This is a genomic window from Streptomyces albidochromogenes, assembly GCF_005981925.1.
GTDB lineage: Bacteria > Actinomycetota > Actinomycetes > Streptomycetales > Streptomycetaceae > Streptomyces > Streptomyces albidochromogenes.
Genome location: NZ_VBVX01000006.1, coordinates 29,738 through 54,748, shown reverse-complemented (window position 1 = coordinate 54,748; position 25,011 = coordinate 29,738). Strand labels below are relative to the sequence as shown.

The 25,011-nt window shown below is 73.6% G+C and carries 19 protein-coding genes and 1 pseudogene; 6 read left to right on the top strand and 14 right to left on the bottom strand.

Going from position 1 to position 25,011, the window contains the following annotated elements:
• Positions 1-264: 264 nt before the first annotated feature.
• The 3 genes from E2E34_RS01825 to E2E34_RS01815 form a co-directional block, all read right to left on the bottom strand.
• Positions 265-3,066 (bottom strand): helix-turn-helix transcriptional regulator, encoded by a 2,802-nt coding sequence (locus E2E34_RS01825; RefSeq protein ID WP_138900134.1) that lies wholly within the window; start codon positions 3,064-3,066, stop codon positions 265-267.
• Positions 3,067-3,349: 283 nt separating this feature from the next.
• Positions 3,350-4,288, bottom strand: coding sequence for a bis(hydroxyethyl) terephthalate hydrolase (gene bdeA / locus E2E34_RS01820; RefSeq protein ID WP_439333671.1), 939 nt, complete (start codon positions 4,286-4,288; stop codon positions 3,350-3,352).
• 366 nt (positions 4,289-4,654) lie between these two features.
• A complete protein-coding gene (locus E2E34_RS01815; RefSeq protein WP_138900133.1) occupies positions 4,655-5,902 on the bottom strand; it encodes a cytochrome P450 family protein in 1,248 nt (415 codons plus the stop codon).
• Positions 5,903-6,179: 277 nt separating this feature from the next.
• On the opposite strand from E2E34_RS01815, the gene E2E34_RS01810 reads away from it, so the two are divergent.
• Positions 6,180-8,909, top strand: a complete 2,730-nt coding sequence (locus E2E34_RS01810; protein ID WP_138900132.1) for an AfsR/SARP family transcriptional regulator — start codon at positions 6,180-6,182, stop codon at positions 8,907-8,909.
• A gap of 130 nt (positions 8,910-9,039) precedes the next feature.
• Positions 9,040-9,222 (top strand): hypothetical protein, encoded by a 183-nt coding sequence (locus tag E2E34_RS01805; protein WP_138900131.1) that lies wholly within the window; start codon positions 9,040-9,042, stop codon positions 9,220-9,222.
• A gap of 27 nt (positions 9,223-9,249) precedes the next feature.
• On the opposite strand, the gene E2E34_RS01800 is transcribed toward E2E34_RS01805, so the two are convergent.
• From E2E34_RS01800 to E2E34_RS01780, 5 genes are all read right to left on the bottom strand, one after another.
• Entirely contained in the window at positions 9,250-9,594 is a 345-nt protein-coding gene (locus E2E34_RS01800; protein WP_138900130.1) for a DUF3140 domain-containing protein, read from the bottom strand.
• Between the two features lie 114 nt (positions 9,595-9,708).
• A complete protein-coding gene (locus E2E34_RS01795) occupies positions 9,709-10,107 on the bottom strand; it encodes a response regulator (protein WP_167518176.1) in 399 nt (132 codons plus the stop codon).
• Positions 10,104-11,204, bottom strand: a complete 1,101-nt coding sequence (locus tag E2E34_RS01790; RefSeq protein WP_208765115.1) for a PAS domain-containing sensor histidine kinase — start codon at positions 11,202-11,204, stop codon at positions 10,104-10,106. The genes E2E34_RS01795 and E2E34_RS01790 overlap by 4 nt, the downstream gene beginning before the upstream one ends.
• A complete protein-coding gene (locus tag E2E34_RS01785) occupies positions 11,201-11,857 on the bottom strand; it encodes a response regulator transcription factor (RefSeq protein WP_138900128.1) in 657 nt (218 codons plus the stop codon). The genes E2E34_RS01790 and E2E34_RS01785 overlap by 4 nt, the downstream gene beginning before the upstream one ends.
• A gap of 80 nt (positions 11,858-11,937) precedes the next feature.
• Entirely contained in the window at positions 11,938-12,291 is a 354-nt protein-coding gene (locus E2E34_RS01780) for an STAS domain-containing protein (RefSeq protein WP_138900127.1), read from the bottom strand.
• 492 nt (positions 12,292-12,783) lie between these two features.
• On the opposite strand from E2E34_RS01780, the gene E2E34_RS01775 reads away from it, so the two are divergent.
• Positions 12,784-13,296 (top strand): DUF1360 domain-containing protein, encoded by a 513-nt coding sequence (locus E2E34_RS01775; RefSeq protein ID WP_138900126.1) that lies wholly within the window; start codon positions 12,784-12,786, stop codon positions 13,294-13,296.
• A gap of 31 nt (positions 13,297-13,327) precedes the next feature.
• Positions 13,328-13,576, top strand: a complete 249-nt coding sequence (locus tag E2E34_RS01770) for a hypothetical protein (RefSeq protein ID WP_138900125.1) — start codon at positions 13,328-13,330, stop codon at positions 13,574-13,576.
• Positions 13,577-13,694: 118 nt separating this feature from the next.
• Here the strand turns inward: E2E34_RS01770 and E2E34_RS01765 are convergent, their stop codons facing one another.
• Positions 13,695-15,113 carry a DEAD/DEAH box helicase gene (locus E2E34_RS01765; RefSeq protein WP_138900124.1) on the bottom strand — a complete coding sequence of 473 codons (1,419 nt, stop codon included), beginning with the start codon at positions 15,111-15,113 and terminating at the stop codon, positions 13,695-13,697.
• A 323-nt stretch (positions 15,114-15,436) separates the two neighbouring features.
• Between E2E34_RS01765 and E2E34_RS01760 the strand changes: the two are divergent.
• Positions 15,437-16,113: pseudogene (locus E2E34_RS01760) on the top strand (aldehyde dehydrogenase family protein).
• A gap of 24 nt (positions 16,114-16,137) precedes the next feature.
• Here E2E34_RS01760 and E2E34_RS01755 read toward each other — a convergent pair.
• Positions 16,138-17,958: an ABC transporter ATP-binding protein gene (locus tag E2E34_RS01755; RefSeq protein ID WP_138900123.1), complete on the bottom strand. Its 1,821-nt coding sequence runs from the start codon at positions 17,956-17,958 to the stop codon at positions 16,138-16,140.
• 510 nt (positions 17,959-18,468) lie between these two features.
• Between E2E34_RS01755 and E2E34_RS01750 the strand changes: the two genes are divergently transcribed.
• Entirely contained in the window at positions 18,469-19,857 is a 1,389-nt protein-coding gene (locus E2E34_RS01750) for an MFS transporter (protein WP_138900122.1), read from the top strand.
• Between the two features lie 109 nt (positions 19,858-19,966).
• Here the strand turns inward: E2E34_RS01750 and E2E34_RS01745 are convergent, their stop codons facing one another.
• Genes E2E34_RS01745 through lnt form a run of 4 tightly spaced genes read right to left on the bottom strand, consistent with a single transcriptional unit; the run spans position 19,967 to position 24,899 of the window.
• Positions 19,967-21,877 carry a helix-turn-helix domain-containing protein gene (locus E2E34_RS01745; RefSeq protein WP_138900121.1) on the bottom strand — a complete coding sequence of 637 codons (1,911 nt, stop codon included), beginning with the start codon at positions 21,875-21,877 and terminating at the stop codon, positions 19,967-19,969.
• Positions 21,878-21,893: 16 nt separating this feature from the next.
• Positions 21,894-22,691, bottom strand: coding sequence for a 3-hydroxybutyrate dehydrogenase (locus E2E34_RS01740; protein ID WP_138900120.1), 798 nt, complete (start codon positions 22,689-22,691; stop codon positions 21,894-21,896).
• Between the two features lie 54 nt (positions 22,692-22,745).
• Positions 22,746-23,225, bottom strand: coding sequence for an NUDIX hydrolase (locus E2E34_RS01735; RefSeq protein WP_138900119.1), 480 nt, complete (start codon positions 23,223-23,225; stop codon positions 22,746-22,748).
• Between the two features lie 57 nt (positions 23,226-23,282).
• Positions 23,283-24,899, bottom strand: coding sequence for an apolipoprotein N-acyltransferase (gene lnt, locus E2E34_RS01730; protein ID WP_425573360.1), 1,617 nt, complete (start codon positions 24,897-24,899; stop codon positions 23,283-23,285).
• Positions 24,900-25,011 lie beyond the last annotated feature (112 nt).

Sequence of the window (25,011 nt, the reverse complement as noted above, 5' to 3'; positions counted from 1 at the left end):
TCGCCTGCTCGATCTTCCGGCGACAGTGCAAGCATATCTGTGCCTTTGGACTCAGCCGTTCCTCCCGTAACTTCATATTCTTCTTTTTTTTTCAAGCAGAAGACGGCATACGATATGAGCGCTAGTCTCGTGGGCTCGGAGATGTGTATAGGAGACAGGACGTGGGGGATGCAGATCATAACCAGCCACGCGGGGAATGGGAGTGGTTGCCTCCCTGTTCCGTACGTGGTAACGCGCCTCGTGCGGCGGGTCCCGTACCGGAGTTCAGCCGGTCCGCCCGGCGCGCTCCACCAGCCGGGACAGCTCCACCCGCGACCGCACGCCCAGTTGCGCGAAGACGTTGCGCAAGTGGTGGTCGACGGTCCGGTGGCTGACGGACAGGCGCTGCGCCACTTCGCGGTTGGTCGCCCCCTCGGCGACGCAGTGTGCGATGCGCAGTTGTTGCGGCGTCAGGCAGGACAGTGCCCCGGCCGGTTCGCCGGCGGCCACGTCCCCGGTGGCCCGCAGCTCCGCGCGGGTCTGGTCCACCCAGGCGAGCGCCTCGGAACGCTCGAAGGCGACCAGCGCGTCCCGCAGGCGTCCGCGCGCCTCGCGCGGACGGCGCCGGCGCCGCAGCCACTTCCCGTACAGCAACTGGGTGCGGGCCCACTCGAAGTCGCCGCCGGCCGGTGCGTGCAGGGCCAGGGCGTGCGCGAACAGGGTGTCGGCCTCGTCGGGGCCCGCGAGCAGCGCCCGGCAGCGGGCGAGCAGCGCGGGCGCCTGCGGATCGCCGCCGTGGGCCGCCCAGGCGGCGAACTCCTCGACCACGGCGGGCGCGTCGTCCGGTCGTCCGGCGAGCACGGCGGCCTCGACAAAGCAGGGAACGGCCAGCATGCGGACGGCGAAGTGCCCCCGGCGCGGCCCCTCCCGTACGAGCGGACCGAGCCGCGCGGCGGCCTCGGCGGCCCGGCCGCGCCCCAGATCGACGCGGGCCGAGGCCCATTCGGCCAGGGTGGCGGCCTGGGCGAGGCCGTGCGGGCCGGCGATCGCCATGGCGGCCCCGACGTGTCCGGCCACGGCCGCCGCGTCGCTCTCGACCGAGGCGACGAGGGCGAGGACCGCGTGCAGGTGCGCGAGCGTGTTGCGCCGGCCGGCGCGGTGGCCGGCGGTCAGTCCCTCGCGGGCGTGCGCTCCGGCCCTGGCGTGCCGCCCGGCCCGTAACTCGGCGTAGGCCAGGTGCTCCAGGAGCTGGGGCACGAGAGCGACGTGGTCGCGGGCCCGGCCCAGGGCGAGGCCCCGGGCGGTGACGCGCAGGGCGGCCGCGATGTCGCCGAGGACGAGCGCGGCGGACCCGGCGCGCAGCAGCCGCTGCGGATCGTCGTCGTCCGCGGCCCGTTCCAGCACCCGCCGCAGCGGTCCGCGCGCTTCGGCGGGCCGTGCGCGCAGGGCGGCGAGCATGCCGCCGCGGTAGTCGTCGTACGACGCGCCGCTCCCGCCCGGTGCGTACGGCGTCGCCCGCCCCGGCGGCGCGTGCGGGCACACGCCCTGCCCCGCGGGGTACGTAGCGGACCCGGCCGGCGCCGGATCGGCGCCGCCGAGCGCGGTGACGCAGCCCGCCGCGTCACCGGCGGCCCAGGCCGCCTCCATCGCGGCGAGGCGGGCAGCGAGGGCGTGGCGCGGGTCGTACGGGCCGAGCAGTCCGGCGGCCACCAGCAGCGCCGCCTGGGCGTCCCCCGCCGGGCCGTCGCCCAGGCCCAGCAGGCCCGCGGCGAGTTCGGCCCGGCCGCGTACGGCGTCGTGGACCCCGCCCCCCGCACGGGCGGCGGCCAGCAGCTCCCGCGCCCGGTGCGGATGGCCGGCGAGGCGGGCGAGTTCGGCGGCGGCGGTCAGGCGCGACGTACGGGCGCCGTCGTCCGCCGGGGTGTGCTCGGCGGCCCGGGCGAGGGCGAGGGAGCGCTGGGGGCCGCGGACCCCCGGGGCCGAGGCGGCGGCGGCCAGGCCGGCGGCGAGGCGCGGGTCGGGAGCCTCGGCCGCCAGGGCGCGATGCAGGAGGCGCGCCAAGCGGTGCCGGTCACCCGTGAGGGCCGTCGCGAGGAGGTGGTGGGCGGCCCGCCGCCGGGCGGCGGGGGCGCCCGCGTGCACGGCCCGTCGCAGCAGCGGGGTCGCGAAGCGGATGAGGTCCCCGTCGCAGCGCGCCACGCCCGCCCACTGCCCGGCGTCCAGCGCCCGCGTGCCGATGCCCGCGGCGCGGGCGGCCCGCGCCACCAGGGCCGCGTCCGCTCCCCCGGTTTCGGGCGTCTGCTCCTGCGCGGCGGCGGCCAGCAGCAGCACGAACCCGGTGTCCGGTGGCAGGGCGGCCAGCCGCTCGCCGACGGTACGCAGCAGGGCGTCGCCGTCGGCGAGCGGCCGGGGCAGCGGCGCGTGTCCGGAGAGCTGAGCCGGCGAGAGGCGGCCGAGCAGGGCCTTCAGCAGGGCCGGGTTGCCCTCGGCCTCGTGCAGCAGCGCCTGCCGTACGGCGGGGTCCACCCCTTCCCCCGTCAGTTCGTCGAGCAGGTCCCCGGCGGCGTGCTCGGGAAGCGGCCCCGGGCGGACGACGGGCAGCCCCGCGAGGTCGGGGTCGTGCGCCTGGTGCGCGGCCGCGGTCAGCAGCAGCCCGACGGCGCTCAGGGCGTCCGGGCGGCGGGCGGCGAAGCCGAGGGCGGCGCGCGACCGGTCGTCCCACAGGTGCGCGTCGTCGACGCAGACGAGCAGGGGCCGCCCGGCGGCGCGGGTGCGCAGCAGCTCCAGCAGGGCGCCCGGCGCGAGGCCGGAGCGCGGCACACCGGCGGGCCCCGCGCCGCCCGCCGCGCACAGCAGCGCGTGCAGCGCGCTGTACGGGAGGCGGCTCTCGGCCGGGACCGCCCGGGTGTGCAGGACGGGGCCGGCGCCGAAGTCCGCCGCGGCCCGGCGGAGCAGGGCGGTGCGGCCGAGTCCGGGCTCCGCGGCGATCAGCAGAGCGCCGCCGCGGCCGGAGCGTACCCGGCCCGACAGGGCTGCCACGGCTTCCAGCTCGGTGCGCCGGCCGTACAGCCGGACCGTACCCCTCACGGTCGTCCTCCGCTCACGCCCGTCACGTTACGTCCGCGCGGACGGTGACGGAAGCCTCGCGTCCAGTACGGGCGGGGAGACCTGCCCACCCATCTGACCTGGGGAAAGGGCGAGTTGGGAGGGCGGCGCTGGGCGCGCGCCCAGTGCCGGCGGGCGAAGTCTGTGCCCGCGCACACGGGCGCGGGACGCGGTGTGCCGGTGCCGGCGCAGCGCGGGACGCGGTGTGCCGGTGCCGGCGCGCGCAGAGCGACGCGACCGGCACCGGCACCGACGGGGGTGGCCGTCAGGAGGCGTGCGGGCAGTTGCCCCGGTACTCCTCGATGGTCAGGCCGGGCCGGGGCAGCGGGCAGAGGAACTGCTCGTAGCGGGTGTCGTTGTCGATGAACCGCTTGAGCCAGGAGAGGCTGTACTTCGCGATGGTGGTGTTGGACGTGTTCGGCGTGAAGTGGGACGCGCCGTTGAGTTCCAGGTACGCCTTGTCGAGCGAGGACGGCAGGCTCTCGTAGAAGGGCTCGGAGTGCGTGCCGACCGGGGCGACGGTGTCGCCGTCGGCTCCCACGATCAGTGTCGGGGTCTGGATCTCGGGCCAGGACTTGTCGGTGTTCCACCCGGTGAGCGGAATCGCGGCCTGGAGGGAGGGCCGGCTCTTGGCCGCCTCCAGCGAACCGCCGCCGCCCATCGAGTGGCCCATGACGCCGAGTCTTGAGCTGTCGATCCGGCCGCGCACCGTACTGCGCTCGGTCAGGTGGTCGAGCGCGGCGAGCAGTTGGCGGCCCCGGCTGTCGGGCTGGTCGTACCGCGTGAGGGTGTCGATGGTGAAGACGACGAAGCCCTGGGAGGCGAGCCTCGGACCGAGCCAGGCGATGGACGACTGGTCGGCGGTGAAGCCGGGCGAGACCGCCACCGCGCCGAAGGTGCCGTCGCTGGTGGAGGTCGGGTAGTAGATGGTCCCGCCGCCGAAGCCGGTGACGGCCAGGGAGGAGACGGTGGTCCGCGAGACCGCGTAGGGGCCGGTGCTCGCTTCGATGCTCGCCGTGGTGGGGGCGGGGCCGCGCTCGTACGGGTTGTCCGCCGCCTGGGCGGTGGGGGTGAGGGCGGTGCCGAGTCCGCCGACGGCGAGGAGCGCCGCGAGGCCGGCCATCGCCGACCGCAGGCGGCCGTGGCGGCGGAGCGGGGCGGCGCCGGGAGCGCCCTTGCTGGTCTCGCTGGTGTACTGCTGCACGACTGAGTCGTCCTCTCGGTCGTGGCGGGGCCGCCGGGCCCGACGCGGCGCTCTTCGCGAGGACTGCGTCTGGTCGTACGGGGGGGGCGGGCACCGCCGTTTTGGCTGGCGGGTGCCACTGTCGCCGTACGTCCGGCGCGGGGGCATCGGTGGAATCACCGGTCTCCCTCACCTGTCCTCGCCGCGAGCCGCGAGCGGCCAGCGGCGAGCGGCGTGCGTCGGCCCGGGCCCCCGGCAAGGCCCGTCCGGGCTCCGGCACGGCCGGCCACCGCGTCCGGGCCGCTGCCCGGACGGCGGCCCGCCCTTCGCCGTGGCTGAGGTGCTTCCCGGCAGCCCTCCCCCGCGCCCGGCGGGCCGCGGCCGGGGTCAGCCGGCCTGGCGCGTTCCGCCGGTCAGGCGGGCCGGGAGGGTGCGGTGGCCGTTGGAGATGAACGACGCCACCGGCCGCAGCCCCTGTGCCGGCACGGCCGGCACCAGACCGGGGAAGCGCTCGAAGAGGGCGGGCAGCGCGATCTGTGCTTCGAGCCGGGCCAGTGGCGCTCCCAGGCAGAAGTGGACGCCGTGTCCGAACGCGAGATGTTCCTTGTTCACCCGGGTGACGTCGAAGCGGTCCGCGTCGTCGCCGTGGTGCGCGGGGTTGCGCCCGGCGGCGGCGTACGCGGCGAGGATCGCGTCGCCCCGCTCGATGGTCACGCCCCCGGCCTCGATGTCCTCCACCGCGTAGCGCAACGGCAGGCTGGCCACCGGCGCCTGGACGCGCAGCGTCTCCTCGATCACGTCGTTCCAGGTGGCCCGGCCCGCGCGGACCAGGGCGAGCTGCTCGGGGTGGGTCAGCAGGGCGTGGATGGCGTTGTCCAGCAGGTTGACCGTCGTCTCGTGCCCGGCGCTGATCACCAGGAGCAGGGTGTCGACCAGTTCGGCTTCGGTGAGCCGCTCGCCGTCCTCCTCGCGGGCCGCGATGAGGACGCTGGTCATGTCGTCGCCCGGGGTTTCCCGCTTGAGGGCGACGAGGTCGCAGAGCACCTGGTGGATGCCCCGGAAGGTGGCGGCCGCCTCCTCGGGCGTGGCGGCGGTGTTGAAGATGCTGTCCACCAGCCGGCGCAGCTCCTTGCGCGTCCCTTCGTCATCGACGCCGAACAGCTCGCAGATCACCTGGATGGGTATCGGGTAGCAGTACTCCTCGCGCAGGTCCACCACCTGCCCCTCGGGTGTCGCGGCGAGGCCGTCGAGCAGGTCGGCGGTCATCCGCTCGATCCGGGGGCGCAGGGCCTCGGTGGCGCGCGCGGTGAACGCCGTGGAGACCAGCTTCCGCAGGCGCCTGTGGTCGCTTCCGTACGCGGTGAACATGTTGGTCACGGCCACCCAGGTGAACAGCGGCCAGTCCGGCGTTATGTCCCCGTCGATCCACGCGGGCCAGTGCCGGCGGGGGTCCTTCGAGACCCGGGGGTCGGTGAGCAGTTCCTTGAGTAACGCGTGATCGCCGGCCGCCCATGCCATCACTCCGCCGGGCAGCTCCACCAGCGCCACCGGTCCCTGTTCGCGGATACGGGCTCCCTCTGCGTGGATGTCGGCACCGGAGGGGTCGATGACGACGGGGCGGGTCTCGTGTTTCATCTGCTGGCTCCAGAAGGTTCGTTCGCGGTGGCCGGCCCGGTGACCGGCGAAAAGCACAGGGGTGAGGCGGCCGGCACCCGGTGGAATGGGCCCCTCCGCCCCTCGACCGGCCTACCCCCGCGACTCGTTCGATATCCGGAACACGGCGGGGCAGTTTCTGTGCCGGCCGAGTGGCCCGCGGACCGCTGAGACCCTTTTCGGCCAGGCGGGCGGCCGACCGCCGGGACCGTCGGAACCGTCCGTTAACCTGGATCTTTCCCCCGAAGGAGTTGTGCCAGTGGAGTTCCGGCTGCTCGGAGCGGTCTGTGTCGCCACCGAGGCCGGCGAACTGCCGCTCGGCCCCGCCAAGCGGCGCAGCCTCCTCGCCGCACTCCTGCTGAGGCCCAACTGCCCCGTTCCGCTGGAGCAGTTGACGCGGTCCCTGTGGGACTGCGAACCGCCGCCGCGCGCCCGCAGCGTCATCCAGGGCCATGTGTCGCGCCTGCGCGTGCTGTTCGCCGGCGCCGACGCCGGGATGTACGGCGTGGAACTGGTCACCCAGGGAGCCGCGTACGTTCTGCGGATGCCGGAGACCCTGCTGGACGCCCACCGCTTCGAGGAGCTCGTGACGCTGGCGCGTGGCCGGCGCCCGCCGGCGGACGCCGTGGCGATGTACCAGGAGGCGCTGTCGCTGTGGCAGGGGCCCGCGCTGACCGGCGCGTATCCGAGCCCGCCGCTGCAGGCCGCCGCGCACGCGCTGGAGGAACTCCGGCTAACCACCGTGGAGTCACTGGCCTCGGCGTACGCACGGCTGGGCGAGCACGCCCGCGCGGCGGCGGTGCTGCGCGCCGAGGCCGGTAACCATCCGCTGCGCGAATCGCTGTCCGCCGCGCTCATGCGGGCGCTCCAGCGGGCGGGGCGGCGCTCCGAGGCGCTCGACTGGTTCCACCGCACCCGGCGGCTGCTCGCGGACGAACTCGGGGTGGACCCGGGCCGGGAGCTGGCCGACGCCTACGCGGTGGCGCTGCGCGGAGAGGGCGACGAGGCCGAGGAGGCGCCCGCGCCGCCGGCCGTGCCCACCGCCGCCCACGGGCCGTCCGCCGCCCCGACCGCCGGCACGGCCGACCTGCTGCCCCGTGTGCCGCGCGGGTTCCACGGGCGCGCGGCCGAACTCACCGCGCTGTCCCGGGCGGCGGCCGGCGAAGCACCGGTCTGCCTGGTCACCGGGCCCGCGGGCGTGGGCAAGACGGCGCTCGTCGTGCACTGGGCCCACCGCAACCGCGCCGCGTTCCCCGGCGGCCTGCTCTACGCCGATCTGCGCGGGTTCAGCGACACCGGCGAGCCGGCCCACCTCGAAGTGCTGCGCGAGTTCCTGCTGGCCCTGGGGGTCGCTCCGCGCCGTGTCCCCGAGACCACGACCGGCGCGTCCGCGCTGTTCCGGTCCCTCGCCGCCGGCCGCCGGCTCCTCGTCGTACTGGACAACGCCCGCGGCTCCGATCAGGTCAGGGAGCTGCTGCCGGGCGGCGCCCGCTGCGTGACCGTGGTGACCAGCCGGTACCGGCTGCGCGGGCTGATCGCGTCCGACGCCGCCCGTCCGGTCCCCGTGGACGTACTCGAACCTGAGGACGGCACGGCCCTGCTCGCCGCGGTGCTCGGCGAGGAGCGGGTCCTGGCGGAGGCGGTGGCCGCCCGGCGCCTCGCCGAGCTGTGCGGCGGGCTGCCCCTCGCGCTGCGGGTGGCGGCCGCCCGGCTCGCCGATCAGCCGGACTGGTCCCTGAGCGCGATGACCGCCGAACTGTCGGACGAGTCGCGCCGCCTGAGCCTGCTGGACGTGGAGGACACGGGCGTACGGGCGGCGCTGCGGCTCACCGTGCGCCGGCTGCCCGAGGACGTGGCGCACCACTTCGCGCATCTCGGCCGCCACCCGGGCACGCGCGTGGACCGGTACACGGCGGCCGCCCTGGCCGGGACGGACCCGGTCACGGCCGAGGCGGCCCTCGACAAGCTGACCGCGGCGCACCTGGTCACCCGTACCGCGCCCGGCCGCTGGACCCTGCACGATCTCGTACGGCTGTACGCGCGCGGTCTGGACGCCGGCCCCGACGCGCTGGTCCGGGTGCTCGACCACAGCGTGGCCACCGCCCTGGCCGCGGCCGGCGCGGCGGAACCGGGCGACGAGCCCTGCTTCGAGCTGCCCGCCGACTTCCGTGCGCCGAAGGCGGTACGGGAGTTCCCGGACCGGGACCGGGCCATGGCCTGGTACGCGGCCGAGCGCGACGACCTCGCCCTGGCGGCGGCCGCGGCCCGCGCCGCCGGACTGCACGGCAGGACGTGGCGCGTCGTGCTGGCCCAGTGGCCGCAGATGGTGTGGCGGGTGCTCGACGGCTGGTCTCCGCTGCTGGAGACCGCCCTCGAAGCCGCCCGGGCCGATGGCGACGAGCGCGCCGAGTCGCGGGTGCGGGCCCTGCTCGGATGGGTCCTGACCGAAGAGGGCCGGACCGAGGAGGCGTTGGACCATCTGGAGGCCGCCCCGGCACTGGCCGCCCGGGCGGACGACCGGCGCGGCGAGGCGACCGCGCTGGTCAACCTCTCGCTGGCCCAGGCGGCGCTCGGCAGCCCCCAGGAGGCGGCCGAGGGGTGCGAGCGGGCGGCCCTGCTGGCCCGCGAGGCCGGCGCCCCGCACACCGAGCGGCTGGCCCTGTACCACCTCGCCCGGCACCGGCTGGCCGCCGGGCAGTGGCGGGCGGCCCTCGGCACGTCCGTCGACGCGCTCGCGCTGGACGGCGCCCCGGACGCGTCGGCGGCGTCCCGCACGCTGTTGCTCACGGTGGCGGGCGAGGCGCTGCTGGGGATGGGCGACGAGGCCGAGGGGGTACGCCGCCTCGAGGACGCGGCCCGCGAGGCGGAGTCGTCCGGCTACGACGAGGGCGCGGTACGGGCGCTGGGCGCGCTGCTGCGGGTGTCGGAGGACGTGGGCCTGCGGGCGCGGTACGACACGGCGATGCTGCGGCTCATGGCCCGGACGTGATCCGGCGCCCGTCGGCGAGCGTCCCGGGGCGCCGGCCGTGCGGGCCCGTGGCCGGGGCCGGACCGTAGGGCGACGTACGTTCGAGCGGTCCGCGGCGTGACCCCGGCCGGGCCGGGGAGTTGAACCGGGTATGAAGAAGCGCAGCATGCTCGCCGTCGCGTCCCTCGCGGTGGGGGCGGCGATCGCCGCCCTCAGCCCCGCGCCCTCCTCCGCCGAGGCGTCCACCCATGACGACGCCCTCAGCAGTGCGGACGTCGTCGATTCCGCGGACCGGTCGGAAGACCGCGGCACGGAATCCTCCACCGGCGCGTAGACCGGCCGGTCGTAGGCCGCGCGGCGGTCACTTCTTCTGCGGGTCGTGGCCCCAGTTCTTGAGGGAGTACCGCCACGGGCTTTGTGCGACGTCTCCGTCGGGACGCTGGGCGAGATGGCGCCGGACATAGCCGACGACCTTGCGCATGTGGGCGACGTCGTCGTCGTCGAGTTCCGACTCCTTGGTGCGGAGCAGTTCGACGATGCGTCGGCCCGACTCGTGACCGACGCTCTCGTCGTCGCCGTCCTTCTTCTGGCCGACGCCGCGCGACTCGTCGCTCTCCAGCCAGCGCTCCAGTTCGGCGGCGGTGAGGTTCACCGTGTCCCGGAACTCGGAGATGGTCTCCTGCCGAGTGGCATCCTTCGCGGTCACGGCTCCCCTTTGCCCGGTGGTTTCGCCCGTCGGTCCGAGCAGAGCACGGGGGCGCCGCTCCTGCCACCCGGTCGTGACGGGCACAGCGTGTCCGCGTGCGCGACGGGCGATCGCCTAGGGGCTCGCCACCCGGCGCAGAGCCGCCAGGAACTCCCGGTTGGTGGCGCCCTTGAGTACGTACTCCGCGACGCCGGCGTTCCGCATCTCGTCGACGGAGCCCTTGTCGCCGTACGCGGAGAACGCCACGACGCGGCTGTCCGGCGAGCAGCGTGCGATCTCCTTGGCGACGAAGTGGCCGCCGCCGGGGAACCGGACGTCGAGGACCACGAGGTCCGGTTCGTGGCGGCGAGCGAGTGCGATCGCCTGATCGGCGTTGAGTGCGGTGCCCACGACCTCCAGGTCGGGCTGTGCCGTCACGACCTCGCACAGGGCTTCCAGGAGCATCGGGTTGTCGTCGCAGAGGATCACACGCCACGGCGAACCGGTGGAGTCGCCCGACGGCCGCGCGGTCACGGCAGATCGTCCGTGAGCGGCGGCGTCGGCTCGGGGCTCGGCACCCAGAACTCCACGGTCGTCCCCGTTCCCGGTTCGCTGCGCATCGACCACCATCCCCCCGCCGTCTCGGCTCTCTCCCGCATCTCGATGATTCCGAAATGCTCGTGCACGACGTCGCGCGACATCGGCGCGCCGGTTCCGTCGTCGATCACACGCGTCAGGATGCCACCGTCGGCCGACTCGACGCGCAGGGTCACCGCGGTCGCGTGCGCGTGCTTGCGCACGTTCAGCAACGCCTCCTGGACGATGCGGAAAACGGTGATGGCCGTCTCGGGCGTGGGCTCTTTGTCCAGCCGGTGCTCGAACGAACGGGTGAGCCCCCAGGCGCCCACCACGTCGTCGAGGTGGTTGGAGAGCCCTTCGATCAGCCCGTGCCGGTCGATGCCGGGCGGGTTCAGGCGGAACGTCAGGTTGCGCAGGCGGTTGATCGCCCCGCGCACCGAGGCTTCGAGGCGCTCCAGTTCGGCGGCACACGACTCGGGCACCCGCTCCGCCAGCAGTTCGAGCCGCATGCCCACAGCGACCATGGCCTGGATGGAGTCGTCGTGGACGTCCCACGCGATGCGGCGGCGTTCCGTCTCCTGCGCCTGGACCAGGTGGTCGAACAACCGGCGCCGCTCGCTGAGCGCGTGCTGCGCGGCCCGGCGTTCGGACATGTCACGGGTGACCTTGCCGAAGCCGCGCAGCTCGCCGTTCTCGCCCCACAGGGCGGTGATCACGACGTTCGCCCAGAACCGGGAACCGTCGGCGCGCAGGCGCCAGCCCTCGTCCTCCAGCCTGCCGTCGGCCACGGCGGTCTCCAGCTCCCACTGCGGCTTGCCGGCCTCCTTGTCCTCGGTCGGGTAGAAGACCGAGAAGTGCCGCCCCAGGATCTCGGCGGCGCTGTATCCCTTGATCCGCTCCGCGCCCGCGTTCCAGCTGATCACGTAGCCCTGCGGATCGAGCATGAAGATGCCGTAGTCCAGCACCCCTTGCACCAGGAGGGTGAAGGCCGCCTCCGACAGCGGACCCGTCTGCTTGCGCGCGTACTCCTGCGGTGGCGGCTGGTGGGTCACCCGAGGAGCCCTTCGCGTCGTGCGATCGTCACGGCCTCCAGCTGGGAGCGGGCCCCCAGCTTCTCCAGCACCCGCTGGACGTGGTTGCGTCCCGTGTTGAGAGCGACGCCCAGCCGGCCGCTGATCTCCGCGGTGGTGAAGCCCTCCCCGAGCAGGTCGAGTGTCTCCCGCTCCCGGGGCGTCAGCTTGGCACCGGGTCCCGGCTCCCTGCCGGACAGCCGCCCCAGCACGTCGCCCAGCAGGTCCTGGCTGAACACCATCTCGCCCGCCGCCACGCGACGTACGGCGTCCTCCAGCTCGCGCAGTCCGTCGGCCTTGAGGATCAGACCGGCTCCGCCCGCCTCCGCCACGCGTGCCGCGACCGACGCGGTGGCCTCCCCCGCGAGGACCAGCACGCGTACCCGCGGCACCAGCGCCTCCAGGTCCGCGATGGCGCTGACACCGTCACCGTCCGGCAGCCGCCGGTCCATCACCACGACGTCGGGCCGGTGCCGCCCGGCGTCTGCCAGCCCCGAGGCCACGGTCGCCGAACGTCCCACGATCTCCAGGCCCGGCGAGCGTTCCAGGGCCAGGGATATGGCCTCGGCCACCATGTCGTGGTCCTCGACCAACAGAACCCGGACCGGTCGGTCGCGCGGGGGCGGTGAAGGCATCGGAGCATCCTTGCTGGTGGCGGACTGCACGATCATGCCAGAAGGGTTACGGGCGGCGGCCCGGCGGCCGCCGTCGCTCCTCAGGCGCGGCGCGCCGGTTCCGTCGCCTCCGCCGCGGTCTCCCCGGTGAGGACGTCACTCGCCCCGATCAGTGCCAGCAGCCGTCCCAGTTGCGCTCCGATCCCCTCCACCACCAGGCCGGCGCCCGCCGCGCTCACGGCGATCCGCGCCTCCAGCAGCGCGTTGACTCCGGCGCAGTCGCAGAAGGAGACATCGGACAGGTCGAGACACAAGGTCTTCGGCCGCTCCTCCAGGCAGGCCGCGACCGCCTTGCGGATGTAAGGGGCGCTGTCCCAGTCGAGCTCACCGCCGAAGGCCACTCGGGCCACGCCGGCCCGTGCGACGGCGTACGACTCGAATCTGCGCAGGGTCACGGCGGGCCGCACCTCCCCCGCCGCTCACGGCCGGCCGAGCGGCGCGGCGTCGATCGACGAGCCCTTCCCGCGGGCGGGCGCCCTGTGGCGAGCTGTCGCATTCCTACCTCAAGATAGTGCGCATACACCAGTGTTCGTCTAGTGAATCTGCACTAGGCGCGGAAGTCAACGCGGTCGACGCCGCATTCGATCGTGTGAACGCGCGGGACACGGACCTCGGAACGGATGTTCGGACCGCGCGGGCCCGTGCCCGGCCACTCCCCCTGCGCCGCTCCTCGAACGGCCCGTCCGCCGCCGAACCGTCGACCGGGTCGTTTCCGTTCCCGCCGAACGGTTACCTGTGGTGCGTGACCGAATCGCCGGGACCTCGCCGGTCGCGTGCCCGCGGGGTGGAGCCGTGCGGCGGCCGCTGGACGCACCGTCCACAGACGACCATCAACGCCGGGCGGCGAAGACGCCGCCGATCACGGCGTGCGTACGGAAGGCAGGAACATGCGACGGGTCAGGGAAGCGTTCCGGCGGGCGAGCAGGGCCTACTCTCCGCAGGAGGAACGCCGGCTGGGCGGGCATCTGGGGGCCGTGGTCGCGTTCGGCGCGTACACAGCGGCCTGGGGCGCGGCGGTCGGCGCGCGGAAGGCGAAACTGCCGGACCGCCACGACCCGTTGGACGTCCTGTTCACGGCGGCGGCCACCTTCCGGCTGGGCCGACTGCTCAGCAAGGGCTCCGTCACCAGCCCCCTGCGGGCGCCGTTCACGCGCTACGAGAAGGCGACGGGCCCGGCGGAGGTGAGCGAGAGCGCGCGCGGAGGGGACGTCAGGTCGACCGTGGGCGAGCTCGTCACCTGCCCGTTCTGCCTGAGCGTCTGGCTGACGACCACGCTCGCCGGCGCCCACCTGCTGTGGCCGCGTGCCACGCGCACCGTGACGGGCGGCCTGACCGCCCTGGCGGTCGCCGACGCCATGCAACTGGGATACGACTGCCTGGTACAGAAGAACTCCGAGTGAGGCAGCCCGCACGAGCGCGAGGACGGCACACATGATCGACGAGAATCTGGTCCACGAGCTCCTGGACACGACCGAGGACGGCGCCGTCCTGGTGCTGCTGGAAGGACGGGCCCAGGTCGTCGGCGGGGCCGCACAGGGCAGTGAGGACTTCCGCGGCGCGGCGGTCCTCGTGTCCCGGGCGGAGCTCGTCGACCGCATGGGCACCGCGACGCCCACGCGCGAGGACGTGTCGCGGGTGGCGGCGTCGTTGCGCGACGCCGTCGGCAAGCTCGGCGCCTGACACGGCGCCGCCGGAACGGCTCGCGGCCGGCCGGGCCCGCCGCCCGGGTGCTGGCCTCCGTGTCGTACGCGCCCCGCCGGCCCGGCGCCCGTTCACGCGGTCGCGGGTCAGCCCGGCGTCAGCGGCCCTTGCGCACCCGGGCCGCCGCGCGGGCCTCCGCCGCCTTGCGGGCCTCGGCGGCCTTGCGGGACTCCTTCGCGGGGCGGCCCGGGCGCGTACCGATGCCGCGGAATGGGGCGTTTCCGCCGGCGGCCCCCACCGTGGCCGGCGGGCGCTTCGCCCCCGTGATGGCGGTCAGCTTCTCCTCGCCGGAGCGGACCTGGGTGACGGTCGGCCGGATGCGGGCGTCGGTCATCATCCGGTTCACCTCGCGCCGCTGGCCGGGGGTGACCAGCGTGACCACGTTCCCGGACTCCCCGGCGCGTGCGGTGCGCCCGCCGCGGTGCAGGTAGTCCTTGGCGTCGGCCGGCGGGTCGACGTTGACGACGAGGTCGAGCGCGTCGATGTGGATGCCCCGCGCGGCCACGTTGGTGGCCACCAGCACGGTGATCTCACCGTCCTTGAACCGGCCGAGCGTGTGCGTGCGCTGCGGCTGCGACTTCCCGCTGTGCAGGGCGGCGGCCTGGACGCCACTGGCCCGCAGGTGGCGGGTGAACTGGTCCACGCCGGCCTTGGTGTCCAGGAACATCAGGACCCGGCCGTCACGCGCGGCGATCTCGGTCGCGATCGCGTACTTGTCGGCGGCGTGGATGTTCAGGACGTGGTGCTCCATCGTGGTGACCGAGCCCGCGAGCCGGTCGACCGAGGCGAGCACCGGGTCGTTCAGGTAGCCGCGCACCAGCTGGTCGACGTTGCGGTCGAGCGTGGCCGAGAACAGCAGCCGCTGGCCGTCGGGGCGCACCTGGTCGAGGATCTCGGAGACCTGCGGGAGGAACCCCAGGTCGCACATCTGGTCCGCCTCGTCCAGCACCGTGATCCGCACGTGGTTCAGGTGGCAGTCCCGGCGCGACACCAGGTCCGCCAGCCGGCCCGGGGTCGCGATCAGCACGTCCACGCCGGTCCGCAGCAGCGCCGTCTGCCGGTTGATCGACAGCCCGCCGACCACCGTGGCCAGGCGCACGCGCAGGGCCTGGGCGTACGGCGCCAGCGCGTCGCTCACCTGCTGCGCGAGCTCCCGGGTCGGCACCAGGACCAGGGCGAGCGGCCGCTTGGACTCCGCGCGCCTGCCCGCCGTACGGGCCAGGAGCGCGAGGCCGAAAGCGAGCGTCTTGCCGGAACCGGTCCGTGCGCGGCCGAGGACGTCGCGGCCGGCCAGGGCGTCGGGCAGGGTGGCCGCCTGGATCGGGAAGGGTTCCGTCACGCCGAGGCCGGTCATCGTCTCCAGCAGCTCGGGAGGCAGCCCGAGTGCGTCGAAGGACGCGGCCGGCGGCAGGCCCGGGGCCACCGGCGGCGGCGTCGACAGTTCGCACTGCGGCGCTGTCGCCCGCTGGGTCCTGCCGGCACGGGAGGATGCGGGAGCCGGCGGCTTCGCGTTCATGGGGAACCTTCCTGGGTCTGGCGCCCGCAACGCGCCAGGGCCCGTACCCCTCGGTACGGGCCCTGGCGGTGTTCGAGCGTGCACCCATTTTACCAGCGGCCGCCCCGGCACCCCGCGGCTCCGGCCGGGCCCGTTCACCGCGGCTCCGGCCGGGCCCTTGCAGCGGGCGCCGGCCCCGCGCTCGTGCGGCGGGGGGCACCCCGGCCGGTGTCACAACTGGGGGAACTCCGGAGCGACCTTGAGGTCCCGGGCCGCCGTGGCCCAGATCACGGCCTGCGCCGACTCGACGGTGACCCGGGGGTCGCACCGCCGCGGCGGCCGGTCTGAAGCGCGTACATCTGGAACTGGGCGGGAACGCCCCGGTCGTCGTCCACGACGACGCCGATGTGGAGTCGGCGGCCGCGCAGCTGGCGCCGTCGCGTACTACAACGCCGGCCAGGAGTGCACGGCGCCGACGCGGCTCCTGGTGCACGCGGATCTCCACGACGCCTTCGTGGACGCGTTCGCCGCCCACGCGTCGGCGCTGCGGCCCGGCGCGGACTTCGGCCCGCTCAACAGCGTGGGGCAGCTCGCCGCCGTGGAGGGCCTGCTGCCCCGTCTGCCGGGCCGTGCGAAGGTCCCGGTGGGCGGCGCGAGGCTCGCGGGGCCCGGCTGCTTCCACGAGGCGACGGTGGTCACCGGGGTGGAGCAGGGCGACGAGATCGTGCAGGAGGAGATCTTCGGTCCGGTGGTGACCGTCCAGTCCTTCACCGGCGAACAGGAGGCGCTGCGGCTGGCGAACGACGTCCGCCACGGCCTCGCGGCGAGCGTCTGGACCGCCGACCACGACCGCGCCATGCGGGCGACGCGGGCGCTGCACACGGGCATCGTCTGGGTGAACACGCACGGGACGACGGTGTCGGAGATGCCGCACGGCGGGGTGAAGCACTCGGGGTACGGCAGCGACCTGTCGATGGCGGGCCTGCTGGACTACACGCAGGTCAAGCACGTGATGCTGTGAACGTCCGCGGCTCGTTGGGGTCGGTCAGGTCAGGTCAGGTTCGGCCTGGGCGGGGGCGTCGTCCAGGAAGCCGCCCGACTGGTGCTGCCACAGCTTCGCGTAGGCGCCCTCCGCCGCCAGCAGCTGCTGGTGCGTCCCCTCCTCGACGATCCGCCCCCGGTCCAGGACGACGAGCCGGTCCATGGTGGCGACCGTGCTGAGCCGGTGCGCCACCACCAGTGCGGTCCGTCCCTCCATGAGGTTCCACAACGCCTTTTGTACGAGGACTTCGCTCTCGGAGTCCAGGGCGCTGGTCGCCTCGTCCAGCAGCAGGATCGGTGCGTCGCGCAGGATCGCCCTGGCGAGGGCGACCCGCTGCCGCTGTCCGCCGGACAGCTTGACGCCCCGCTCCCCCACCATGGTGTCGAAGCCGTCCGCCAGCGTGTCGGCGAACTCCGTGACATGAGCCGCCTCGGCCGCGCGGCGGATCTCGGCGTCGGTGGCGTCCGGCCGGGCGAACGCGATGTTGTCCCGCAGCGTGCGGTGGAACATCGCCGGGTCCTGCGGCACATAGGCGATCAGGCCGCGCAGGTCAGCCTGGCGCAGCGTGCTGATGTCCTGCCCGCCGATGAGAATCCGGCCGGCGTCGATGTCGGTCATCCGCAGCAGCAGGCGGCTGAGCGTGGTCTTGCCCCCGCCGGACCGGCCGACGAGGCCGATCTTCGCGCCACTGCTCACCTCCAGGTCGAGGCCCTCGAAGAGCGGCTCGGCGCCCGCGTGGGCGAAGGTCACCTGCTCGAAGCGGACATCGGCCGCGGTGGACAGCAGCGGCTGGGGCGACGCGGGGTCGAGCACGGTCGGCCGGGTCAGTAGCAGTTCGGTGAACTGTCCGGCCTCCGTCATCGAGCTTTCCAGGCGGCGGTAGATCTGGTTGAACTCGAACATGATCCGCGTCGCGTTGGAGTAGTACGTGAAGGCGACGACGACCGCCTCCACGCCGTGCCCGCCCCCGCCGAGGGTGACGGCGAGCAGCAGGCCCATGACGTTGGTCAGCACGGACATCGGAGCGACCAGCGTGTCGATGCGCAGGTTGCCGTAGTCCCAGGACCGCAACGTGAGCCGCCGTGACTCCGCGACGCGGGACCGGTGCTCGGCGGCCTCGCGCTCCTCGGCGCCGAAGGCCCGGACGGTGTCCATGTTCATCAGGCTGTCGGCGACGTGACCCGACACCCGCGCGATCGCTTCCTCGCGCTGGTTGACGAGGGCCTGGCGCCGTCGGATGAGCGGCGTCACACACACCGCGGTCAGCGCGATCATCGCCAGGAGACCTACGACGAGCAGCGGTTCGTAACTCCACAGCACGACCGACCCGAACAGCAGCGGCACGAAGCTGCCCACGACGGAGAAGGTCAGCGTGTCGACGAAGTCCTCGAAGCGGGAGGCGAAACTGAGGACCCGCTTGGTCAATGACCCGGCGAAGTTGTCGTGGAAGAACGTGGCGTCCTTGGCGAACAGCTCGTCCATCCCGATCACGTACAGGTGCTCGATGCCCCGGGCGTCCAGGCGGTTCAGGAAGTGCAGGCCGACGCGCCACAGCGCCTCCGCGAGCAGCAGGACCCCGGCGAAGCCGAGCACGTACGGCAGCACGGAACCGACGGTGGACCCCCCGCCGTCGGCGATGTGTCCGACGAGCTTGGCGACGATCAGCGGCGCGATGTAGTTGATGCCGATGTTGCCCAGGGCCGGCGACAGCATGGCGGGCGCCGTCAGCCACCGGAGCCGGACCAACTCCCCGCCGTAGTAACGCAGTGCCAGGAGCACCGGGCCCCTGCCCTGCGATTCCTTACGCGCTTCAGGCAATCCCATGGCCACCCTGTGTGGTCGTGCGGCGAGCCCGCTCCACGCGTCTACGGGGAGGCGTCGTGGCGGTACCGGCCGCGGGGCGATTCGGTTCGGTTGCGCGCCCTCGGCCGGATCGTCCGTCCGACAGGGGCACGAGGCGGAGCCCGCGGCTCGCGGCGACGCGTCCGCGCGAGTACGAGGGCCAGGGATCGCAGTGTCCCGCTACGGCGTTCGGACGGTCCACGCGTTATTCTCGGCCACCGGCGACGCCGTCAACGCGTCAGCACCGCACCGCCACCCGCACCCGCACCGGGGCCGGCGCCGGGCCGGACGGGCTGGAAGGCGTGACGCGGGCAGGCGTTCTCCGGCCCTCCCGGACGGTGCTCGCCGGCAGCGTCCGAGCGCCTTTCATGGTGGTCGCGCGCACAGCCGCTCCCGGAACTATGGTGTCCCACCACATGGGACGCTGACCTGCGTATTTCTACGGTGTGGCGACACGGAAACGTCCCCGCCAACTGTCCGGAAGTGGTACTCATGGCCGCCCCAGCAACCGCTCCCCCAACGCCCAGTTCCCTCAAGCGCATCGTCGCCGCGAGCCTCATCGGGACAACTATCGAGTGGTACGACTTCTTCTTGTACGGATCCGCCGCCGCGCTCGTCTTCAACAAGCTGTTCTTTCCCGGCTCCGACCCTCTCGTCGGCACCCTGCTCGCCTTCCTGACGTACGCGGTCGGCTTCGCCGCCAGGCCGATCGGAGCGCTCGTCTTCGGGCACTACGGCGACCGGCTCGGCCGCAAGAAGCTGCTGGTGCTGAGCCTGCTGCTGATGGGCGGTGCCACCTTCGCCATCGGTCTGCTGCCGACGCACGCCGCCATCGGTTCCGCCGCGCCCGTTCTGCTCACCGTGCTGCGCCTCGTCCAGGGCTTCGCGCTCGGGGGCGAGTGGGGCGGCGCCGTCCTGCTGGTGTCCGAACACGGGGACGCCGGGCGGCGCGGGTTCTGGGCCTCCTGGCCGCAGACCGGGGCGCCGGCCGGGCAGTTGCTCGCCACCGGGGTGCTGTCCGCCCTGACCGCGCTGCTGTCGGAGTCCGCCTTCCTCGCGTGGGGCTGGCGCATACCGTTCCTGCTGTCCGGTGTGCTGGTGATCGTCGGTTTGTGGATTCGTCTCTCTGTCGATGAATCACCGGTCTTCAAGGCGGCGTTGGCCCAGGCCGAGGCCCGCAAGAGCGCGTCGGCCATCGCCGAGAAGATGCCGCTGGTCGCCGTCCTGCGTCACCACTGGCGCGATGTCCTGATCGCGATGGGCGCCCGTATGGCCGAGAACATCAGCTACTACGTCATCACCGCCTTCATCCTCGTCTACGCCACGACCGAGGCGCAGTTGAGCAAGCAGACGGCGCTCAACGCGGTACTGATCGCCTCGGCGGTCCACTTCGCGGTGATCCCCGCGTGGGGCGCCCTGTCCGACCGGATCGGGCGCCGGCCCGTCTATCTGGTGGGAGCGGTCGGTGTGGGCCTGTGGATGTTCCCGTTCTTCATGCTCATCGACACCAGCAGCTTCGGGAACCTGCTCCTCGCCGTGACGGTCGGGCTCGTCTTCCACGGGGCGATGTACGCGCCGCAGGCGGCCTTCTTCTCCGAGATGTTCGCGACCCGCATGCGCTACTCCGGCGCGTCGATCGGCGCGCAGTTCTCGTCCGTCGCGGCAGGCGCCCCGGCGCCGCTGATCGCCACGGCCCTCCTGGCGGACTACGACAGCTCCACACCGATCGCCCTGTACGTGATCGCCGCCGCGCTGATCACCGTGGTCGCCGTCGGATGCGCGAAGGAGACCCGGCACCGGGACCTCGGCGACATCGAGGGGCGGCGGGAGGTGCAGGAGGACGCGGTCGTACGGGCCGGTGACGGCGCTCGCGCCGTCTGAGCGGACGCGCGCGAGGAGCCGTTCCCGGGAACGTTCTGCGGACGTTCCCGGGAACGTTCTGCGGACGTTCCCGGGAACGTTCTGCGGACGTTCCCGGGAACGGCTCTTGTCAGTGCCGCATCGCCGACGACAGACCGTGCAGCCGCAGCGCGAGCTGCACCTCCAGGGCCCGCTCCGGCGACTGCCAGTCGGCCCCCAGCAGCCTGCCGATCCGCTCCAGGCGCTGCGCCACCGTGTTGACGTGCACGTGAAGGGCGTCCTTCGTACGGGCGGGGCTCATCCCGCACGCGAAGTACGCGTCCAGGGTGCGCACGAGGTCGGTTCCCCGACGCCGGTCGTACGCGACGACCTCGCCGATCGTGCGGCGTACGAACGCTTCGATGGCGCCGCCGGAACGGCCGTCCCGGCTGTCCGCGAGCAGCAGCCCGAGGAACCCGAAGTCCTCCGCGGCCGCGCCTTCTCCGGTACGGCCCAGCAGCCGCAGGGTGTCGACGCAGCGGCGAGCCTCCTCGTACGCCCCCGCAACCGCGCCGGGCCGCGCGGCGGGGGCGTCCACAGGACCCGAGGCGCCGACGGTGACGGGCTCGCGCAGCGCGCCGCCCAGGTGCTTCGCCGTCTGGCGGGCGAGGGCGGCGGCGCTGTCACCGCTGCCCAGCGGCAGCAGCAGCACGGTGCCGCCGTCGCGGGCCGCAGCGAGGCCGTGCCCGGTGGCCGCCAGGTGCGAGGCCGCGGACCAGAGCCGGCCGCGGTCCGCGCTCTCCCGTTCGACGCTCGCCGCACGGGGGGCCTCGATGCGGGCGGCGAGCACCACGTGAGGCGCGTCCAGGTCGGCGCTCAGCCGGGCGGCGCGTTCGCGCAGCAGCCGGGGGTCGCGGTCGGGAGCGTCGAGGAGGTCGTCGAGGAGCTCACCCCGTACGCGCTGCTCGGCCTCGCCGGCCGAGCGTCTGGCCAGCAGCAGCAACGACGTCACCATGGCGGCGCGTTCCAGCGTCCGCTGGTCGACGGGGTCCAGCGCGGGCTGGCCGTGCAGTACGAGCGCGCCCAGGTGCTCGCCTCCGGCCGAGACGCTCACCACCCAGTCGTCGCCGCGACGCACGGCGTGGCCGTCCGCGCCCTCGGGCTCCCCGTCGGCCTCCGTGAACTCGACGTTCCCGTGCAGCACCTCGGACACCGCGTTCGCCACGTCGTGCACGCCGCCGCCGCGCAGCACCAGTTCGGTCAGCCGGTCGTGCACGTCCGAGGCACGTTCGATGACACCGCTGCGGTCGCGGATGATCTCGTTGGCGCGCTCCAGTTCGGCCAGCGCGGAACGGGTCTCCGCCAAGAGGTTGGCGGTGTCGATCGCGACGGCCGCGTGGGCGGCGAACGACCCGAGGAGCGCTATCTGTTCGCGCTCGAACACCCGGGCCCGCCGGTCGGCGGCGAAGAGGACGCCGATCACCTGGCTGCCGAGCGTGAGGGGTACGCCGAGGATCGCGACGAGCCCCTCGTCGCGCACACCGGAGTCGATGGTCCAGGTGTGCTGGAAACGCGGGTCGTCGAAGTAGCTCTCGGTCGCGTACGGGCGGGCGGTCTGGGCGACGAGCCCGCCGAGCCCCTCCCCCATGCCGAGCCGCAGCTGCTGGAACCGCGCCGACACGGAGCCCTCGGTGACCCGCATGTACGTGTCGCCGGCCGCCGGGTCGTTGAGGCTCAGGTACGCGACCTCCGTGCCCAGCAGCGACCGCGCCCGCTGCACGATGGCCGCCAGGACGGCGTCGAGGTCGCGCAGCCCGGCGAGGTCGTGGGCCGTCTCGTACAGCGCGGACAGCTCCGCCTCGCGCCGGCGCCGCCCCTCCAGTTCGGCGCGCACCCGCAGCGCGTGCATCTTGGCGGTTTCCAGGGCGGCGAGCGTCTGCGGCGTCGCCCCGTCCGCGCGGGCGACCAGCACGGGCCGCTCGTAGCCGTCGGCGGCGGCCCCGCGCGCGAGAAGTTCCAGGTAGGGGACTTCGCTGCCGCTGTGCTGCTGATCGTGGGACATGGGATCACTCAACCAGCTAGTGAGCGGTCCAGCCGCCGTCGAGGGGCAGTGAGGTTCCCGTGATGAAGGACGCTTGCGGGCCGCACAGGTACGCGACCGCCTCGGCCACCTCGTCCGGTTCGAGGAGGCGCTTGAGCGCGGAGTCCTTGAGCAGGACGTCGGCGAGTACGCGTTCCTCCGGCAGCCCGTGCGCGGCCGCCTGGTCGGCGATCTGCCGCTCCACGAGCGGGGTGCGCACGTACCCGGGACTGACGCAGTTCGACGTGACGCCGTGCTCGGCGCCTTCCAGGGCGGCGGTCTTGGAGAGTCCTTCGAGCCCGTGCTTGGCGGCGACGTACGCCGACTTGTACGGGGAGGCGCGCAGCCCGTGCACGGAGGAGATGTTGACGATGCGCCCCCAGCCCTGCCCGTACATGTGCGGAAGCGCTCCCCGGATCAGCCGGAACGGCGCTTCGAGCATCACCGTCAGGACGGTGTGGAAGACGTCCGGCGGGAATTCCTCCAAGGGGCGGACCAGTTGCAGTCCGGCGTTGTTGACCAGGATGTCGGTGCCCGCTGCCACCTGCTCGGCCGCGTCGAGGTCGGTGAGGTCAAGGGTCTGCGGCTCCACCGCGCCGGCGAGGCCGTGCGCCTGGCCGGCGAGGGCTTCGAGCCCTTCCGCGTCCCGGTCGACGGCTCTGACCTTGGCTCCGGCGGCCGCGAGCCGCAGCACGCAGGCGCGGCCGATGCCGCCCGCCGCGCCCGTGACGAGCGCGGTGCGGCCGCCGAGGTCCGGTCCGGATGCGTACGTGGGATGTGTGGTGGGCGCGGTCATGTCCCGACCCTAGGCAGCGCCCGTACCGGTACCGATGTGGTCACCACCCACACTTCACGGCTGGGCGGTGGGCTCGAACCATGTGGGTTCGTCGGTGAGGGCCTGCTTGATCCGCAGGAGGGCGAACTCGTGCAGGTCGGGCAGCGCGTCCACCGAGAACCAGCCGACGTCCAGCGACTCGTCGTCGTTGACCCGTGCGTCGCCGCCGACGGCACGGCAGCGGAACGTGATGTCCATGTACTGGCACCGATCGCCGTTCGGGTACTCGACCGGCTTCAGGGCCTGTACGAGAACGACGCGTTCGGCCACGCACTCCACGGCCGTCTCCTCGTACACCTCCCGCACGGCTGCCGTCGCCGGCTGCTCGCCGGGCTCCGGGATGCCGCCGATGACCGACCACTTCCCCGTGTCGGCGCGGCGGCCGAGGAGCACTCGGCCCTCGTCGTCGAAGACGATGGCGCTGACGCCCGGCAGGAAGAGAAGCTGGTGGCCCGCGGTGGCCCGGAGCTCGCGGATGAAATCGGGAGTTGCCATGGTCAGACCCTAACGGCCGTTCCCGGGAGCGATCTCACGCCGAAACGCCGGGTGCGGTCATGCGGACGTTCCCCGGCGGGCCCGTTCGGAGCGGAAGGCGGCCCACCCCAGACCGGCCCCGGCGAGCACCACCAGTACGCCCTCGGGAATCGTGCCGAGGCGCGTCGCGGGGGTCAGCGAGGAACGCAGCGGCACCTCGGCGACGAGTGCGTCCGGCGTGAACATCCCCGTCTTCTGTACGACCCTGCCGTCCGGCCCGATGACGGCGCTGACGCCACTGGTCACGGGAACGACGACCGCCCGGCTGTGCTCCACGGCCCGCACCCTCGACATGGCCAGCTGCTGGTACGTCATCTCGCTGCGCCCGAAGGTGGCGTTGTTGCTGGGTACGGTGATCATCTGGGCCCCGCCCGTCACGGTGTCGCGCACCGCCCAGTCGAAGGCCGCCTCGTAGCACGTGGCGAGTCCGACCTTCGTGCCCGCGAGGTCGAAGACGCCCACCTTGTCGCCCGGGCCGAAGTCCCGGCGCACCCGGTCGACGTCCGAGCTGAAGAGCCGTACGAAGGAACGCATCGGGATGTACTCACCGAACGGCTGGACGTGCCTCTTGTCGTACGTCGCCACCGGGCCGCGTTCCGGGTCCCACTCGATGAGCGTGTTGCGGAGCTTTCCCGTGTCCGGCGTGAGGACCGCTCCGACGACCGTCGGGGCGCCGATCGCGCGAACGGCGCGGTCGATGACCTCGCGGGCGTCGCTGTTGCGGTAGGGGTCGAGGTCGGAGGAGTTCTCCGGCCACAGGACGAAGTCGGGCCGGGGGACCTTACCGGCTTCGACGTCAGCGGCCAGCTGCTCGGTGCGCCGTGCGTGGTTGTCCAGCACGGCGCGGCGCTGTTCGTTGAAGTCGAGGCCGAGCCGCGGCACGTTCCCCTGGATCGCGGCGGCCGTGGCGGTGCCGTCCTGCGCGGAATCGTCCACGAGCGGCAGGGCCGCCAGAGCGGCCGTCACGGGCACGACCACCGTCAGGGCGGCGAGTGCCGCTCCCCGGCGCGGCACTTCACGCGTCGAGCGGTACGCACGGAACTGACGCACTGCTTCGAAGAGGCCGAACCCGCACAGCACGACCGCGAACCCGAGCACGGGCGTGCCGCCGACCGCCGCCAGGGGCAGGAAGAGACTGTCCGCCTGCCCGAAAGCGATCTTCCCCCAGGGGAAGCCGCCGAACGGCACGCGTGCCCGCACGGCCTCGCCCAGGATCCACACGGCCGCGCCCCACACCGGCCAGAGCGGCAACCGGGTCACCATGGCGACACCGACGCAGGACACCGCGACGAACAGCGCCTCGGCGGTCGCGAGTGCCAGCCACGGCACCGGCCCCACCTCTTCGCCCGTCCAGCTGAGCAGCGGCAGCAGGAAGCCGAGCCCGGCGAGCAGGCCGAGCCCGAAGGCGGCCCGCGCCCGCCGCCCGTACAGACACGCGCTCAGCAGCCCGAAGCCGGGCAGCACCAGCCACCACAGTGGGCGCGGCGGGAAGCTCGCGTAGAGGAGCAGACCGGCGAGGACGGCGGCCGCGGGGGCCGCGAGCCGGGTCAGCATGCTTCTCCCGCGTGACGGGGCGGCGGGGTGCGGGTCCAGCTGCTGCGCGGGCTGGTCCGTTGCGGTGGGGGTGGCGCTCACACGGCGGAGTCTACGGTGGCCGGGGGGCGGCCCGGAGAGGGCGGTTCCGGCAGGAGCAGCAATGTTCCTGCGCAATCTGTGCCCAAAGCACCGTCCCTCCCGTTACCGTGTG

Excerpts from the sequence above, each read along its gene's own strand:
- E2E34_RS01815 (WP_138900133.1), bottom strand. The coding sequence starts at position 5,902 with ATGAAACACGAGACCCGCCCCGTCGTCATCGACCCCTCCGGTGCCGAC.
- E2E34_RS01775 (WP_138900126.1), top strand. The coding sequence starts at position 12,784 with ATGCGACGGGTCAGGGAAGCGTTCCGGCGGGCGAGCAGGGCCTACTCT.
- E2E34_RS01770 (WP_138900125.1), top strand. The coding sequence starts at position 13,328 with ATGATCGACGAGAATCTGGTCCACGAGCTCCTGGACACGACCGAGGAC.
- E2E34_RS01750 (WP_138900122.1), top strand. The coding sequence starts at position 18,469 with ATGGCCGCCCCAGCAACCGCTCCCCCAACGCCCAGTTCCCTCAAGCGC.
- E2E34_RS01745 (WP_138900121.1), bottom strand. The coding sequence starts at position 21,877 with ATGTCCCACGATCAGCAGCACAGCGGCAGCGAAGTCCCCTACCTGGAA.
- E2E34_RS01765 (WP_138900124.1), bottom strand. The coding sequence starts at position 15,113 with ATGAACGCGAAGCCGCCGGCTCCCGCATCCTCCCGTGCCGGCAGGACC.
- E2E34_RS01785 (WP_138900128.1), bottom strand. The coding sequence starts at position 11,857 with ATGCCTTCACCGCCCCCGCGCGACCGACCGGTCCGGGTTCTGTTGGTC.
- E2E34_RS01755 (WP_138900123.1), bottom strand. The coding sequence starts at position 17,958 with ATGGGATTGCCTGAAGCGCGTAAGGAATCGCAGGGCAGGGGCCCGGTG.
- E2E34_RS01805 (WP_138900131.1), top strand. The coding sequence starts at position 9,040 with ATGAAGAAGCGCAGCATGCTCGCCGTCGCGTCCCTCGCGGTGGGGGCG.
- E2E34_RS01740 (WP_138900120.1), bottom strand. The coding sequence starts at position 22,691 with ATGACCGCGCCCACCACACATCCCACGTACGCATCCGGACCGGACCTC.
- E2E34_RS01735 (WP_138900119.1), bottom strand. The coding sequence starts at position 23,225 with ATGGCAACTCCCGATTTCATCCGCGAGCTCCGGGCCACCGCGGGCCAC.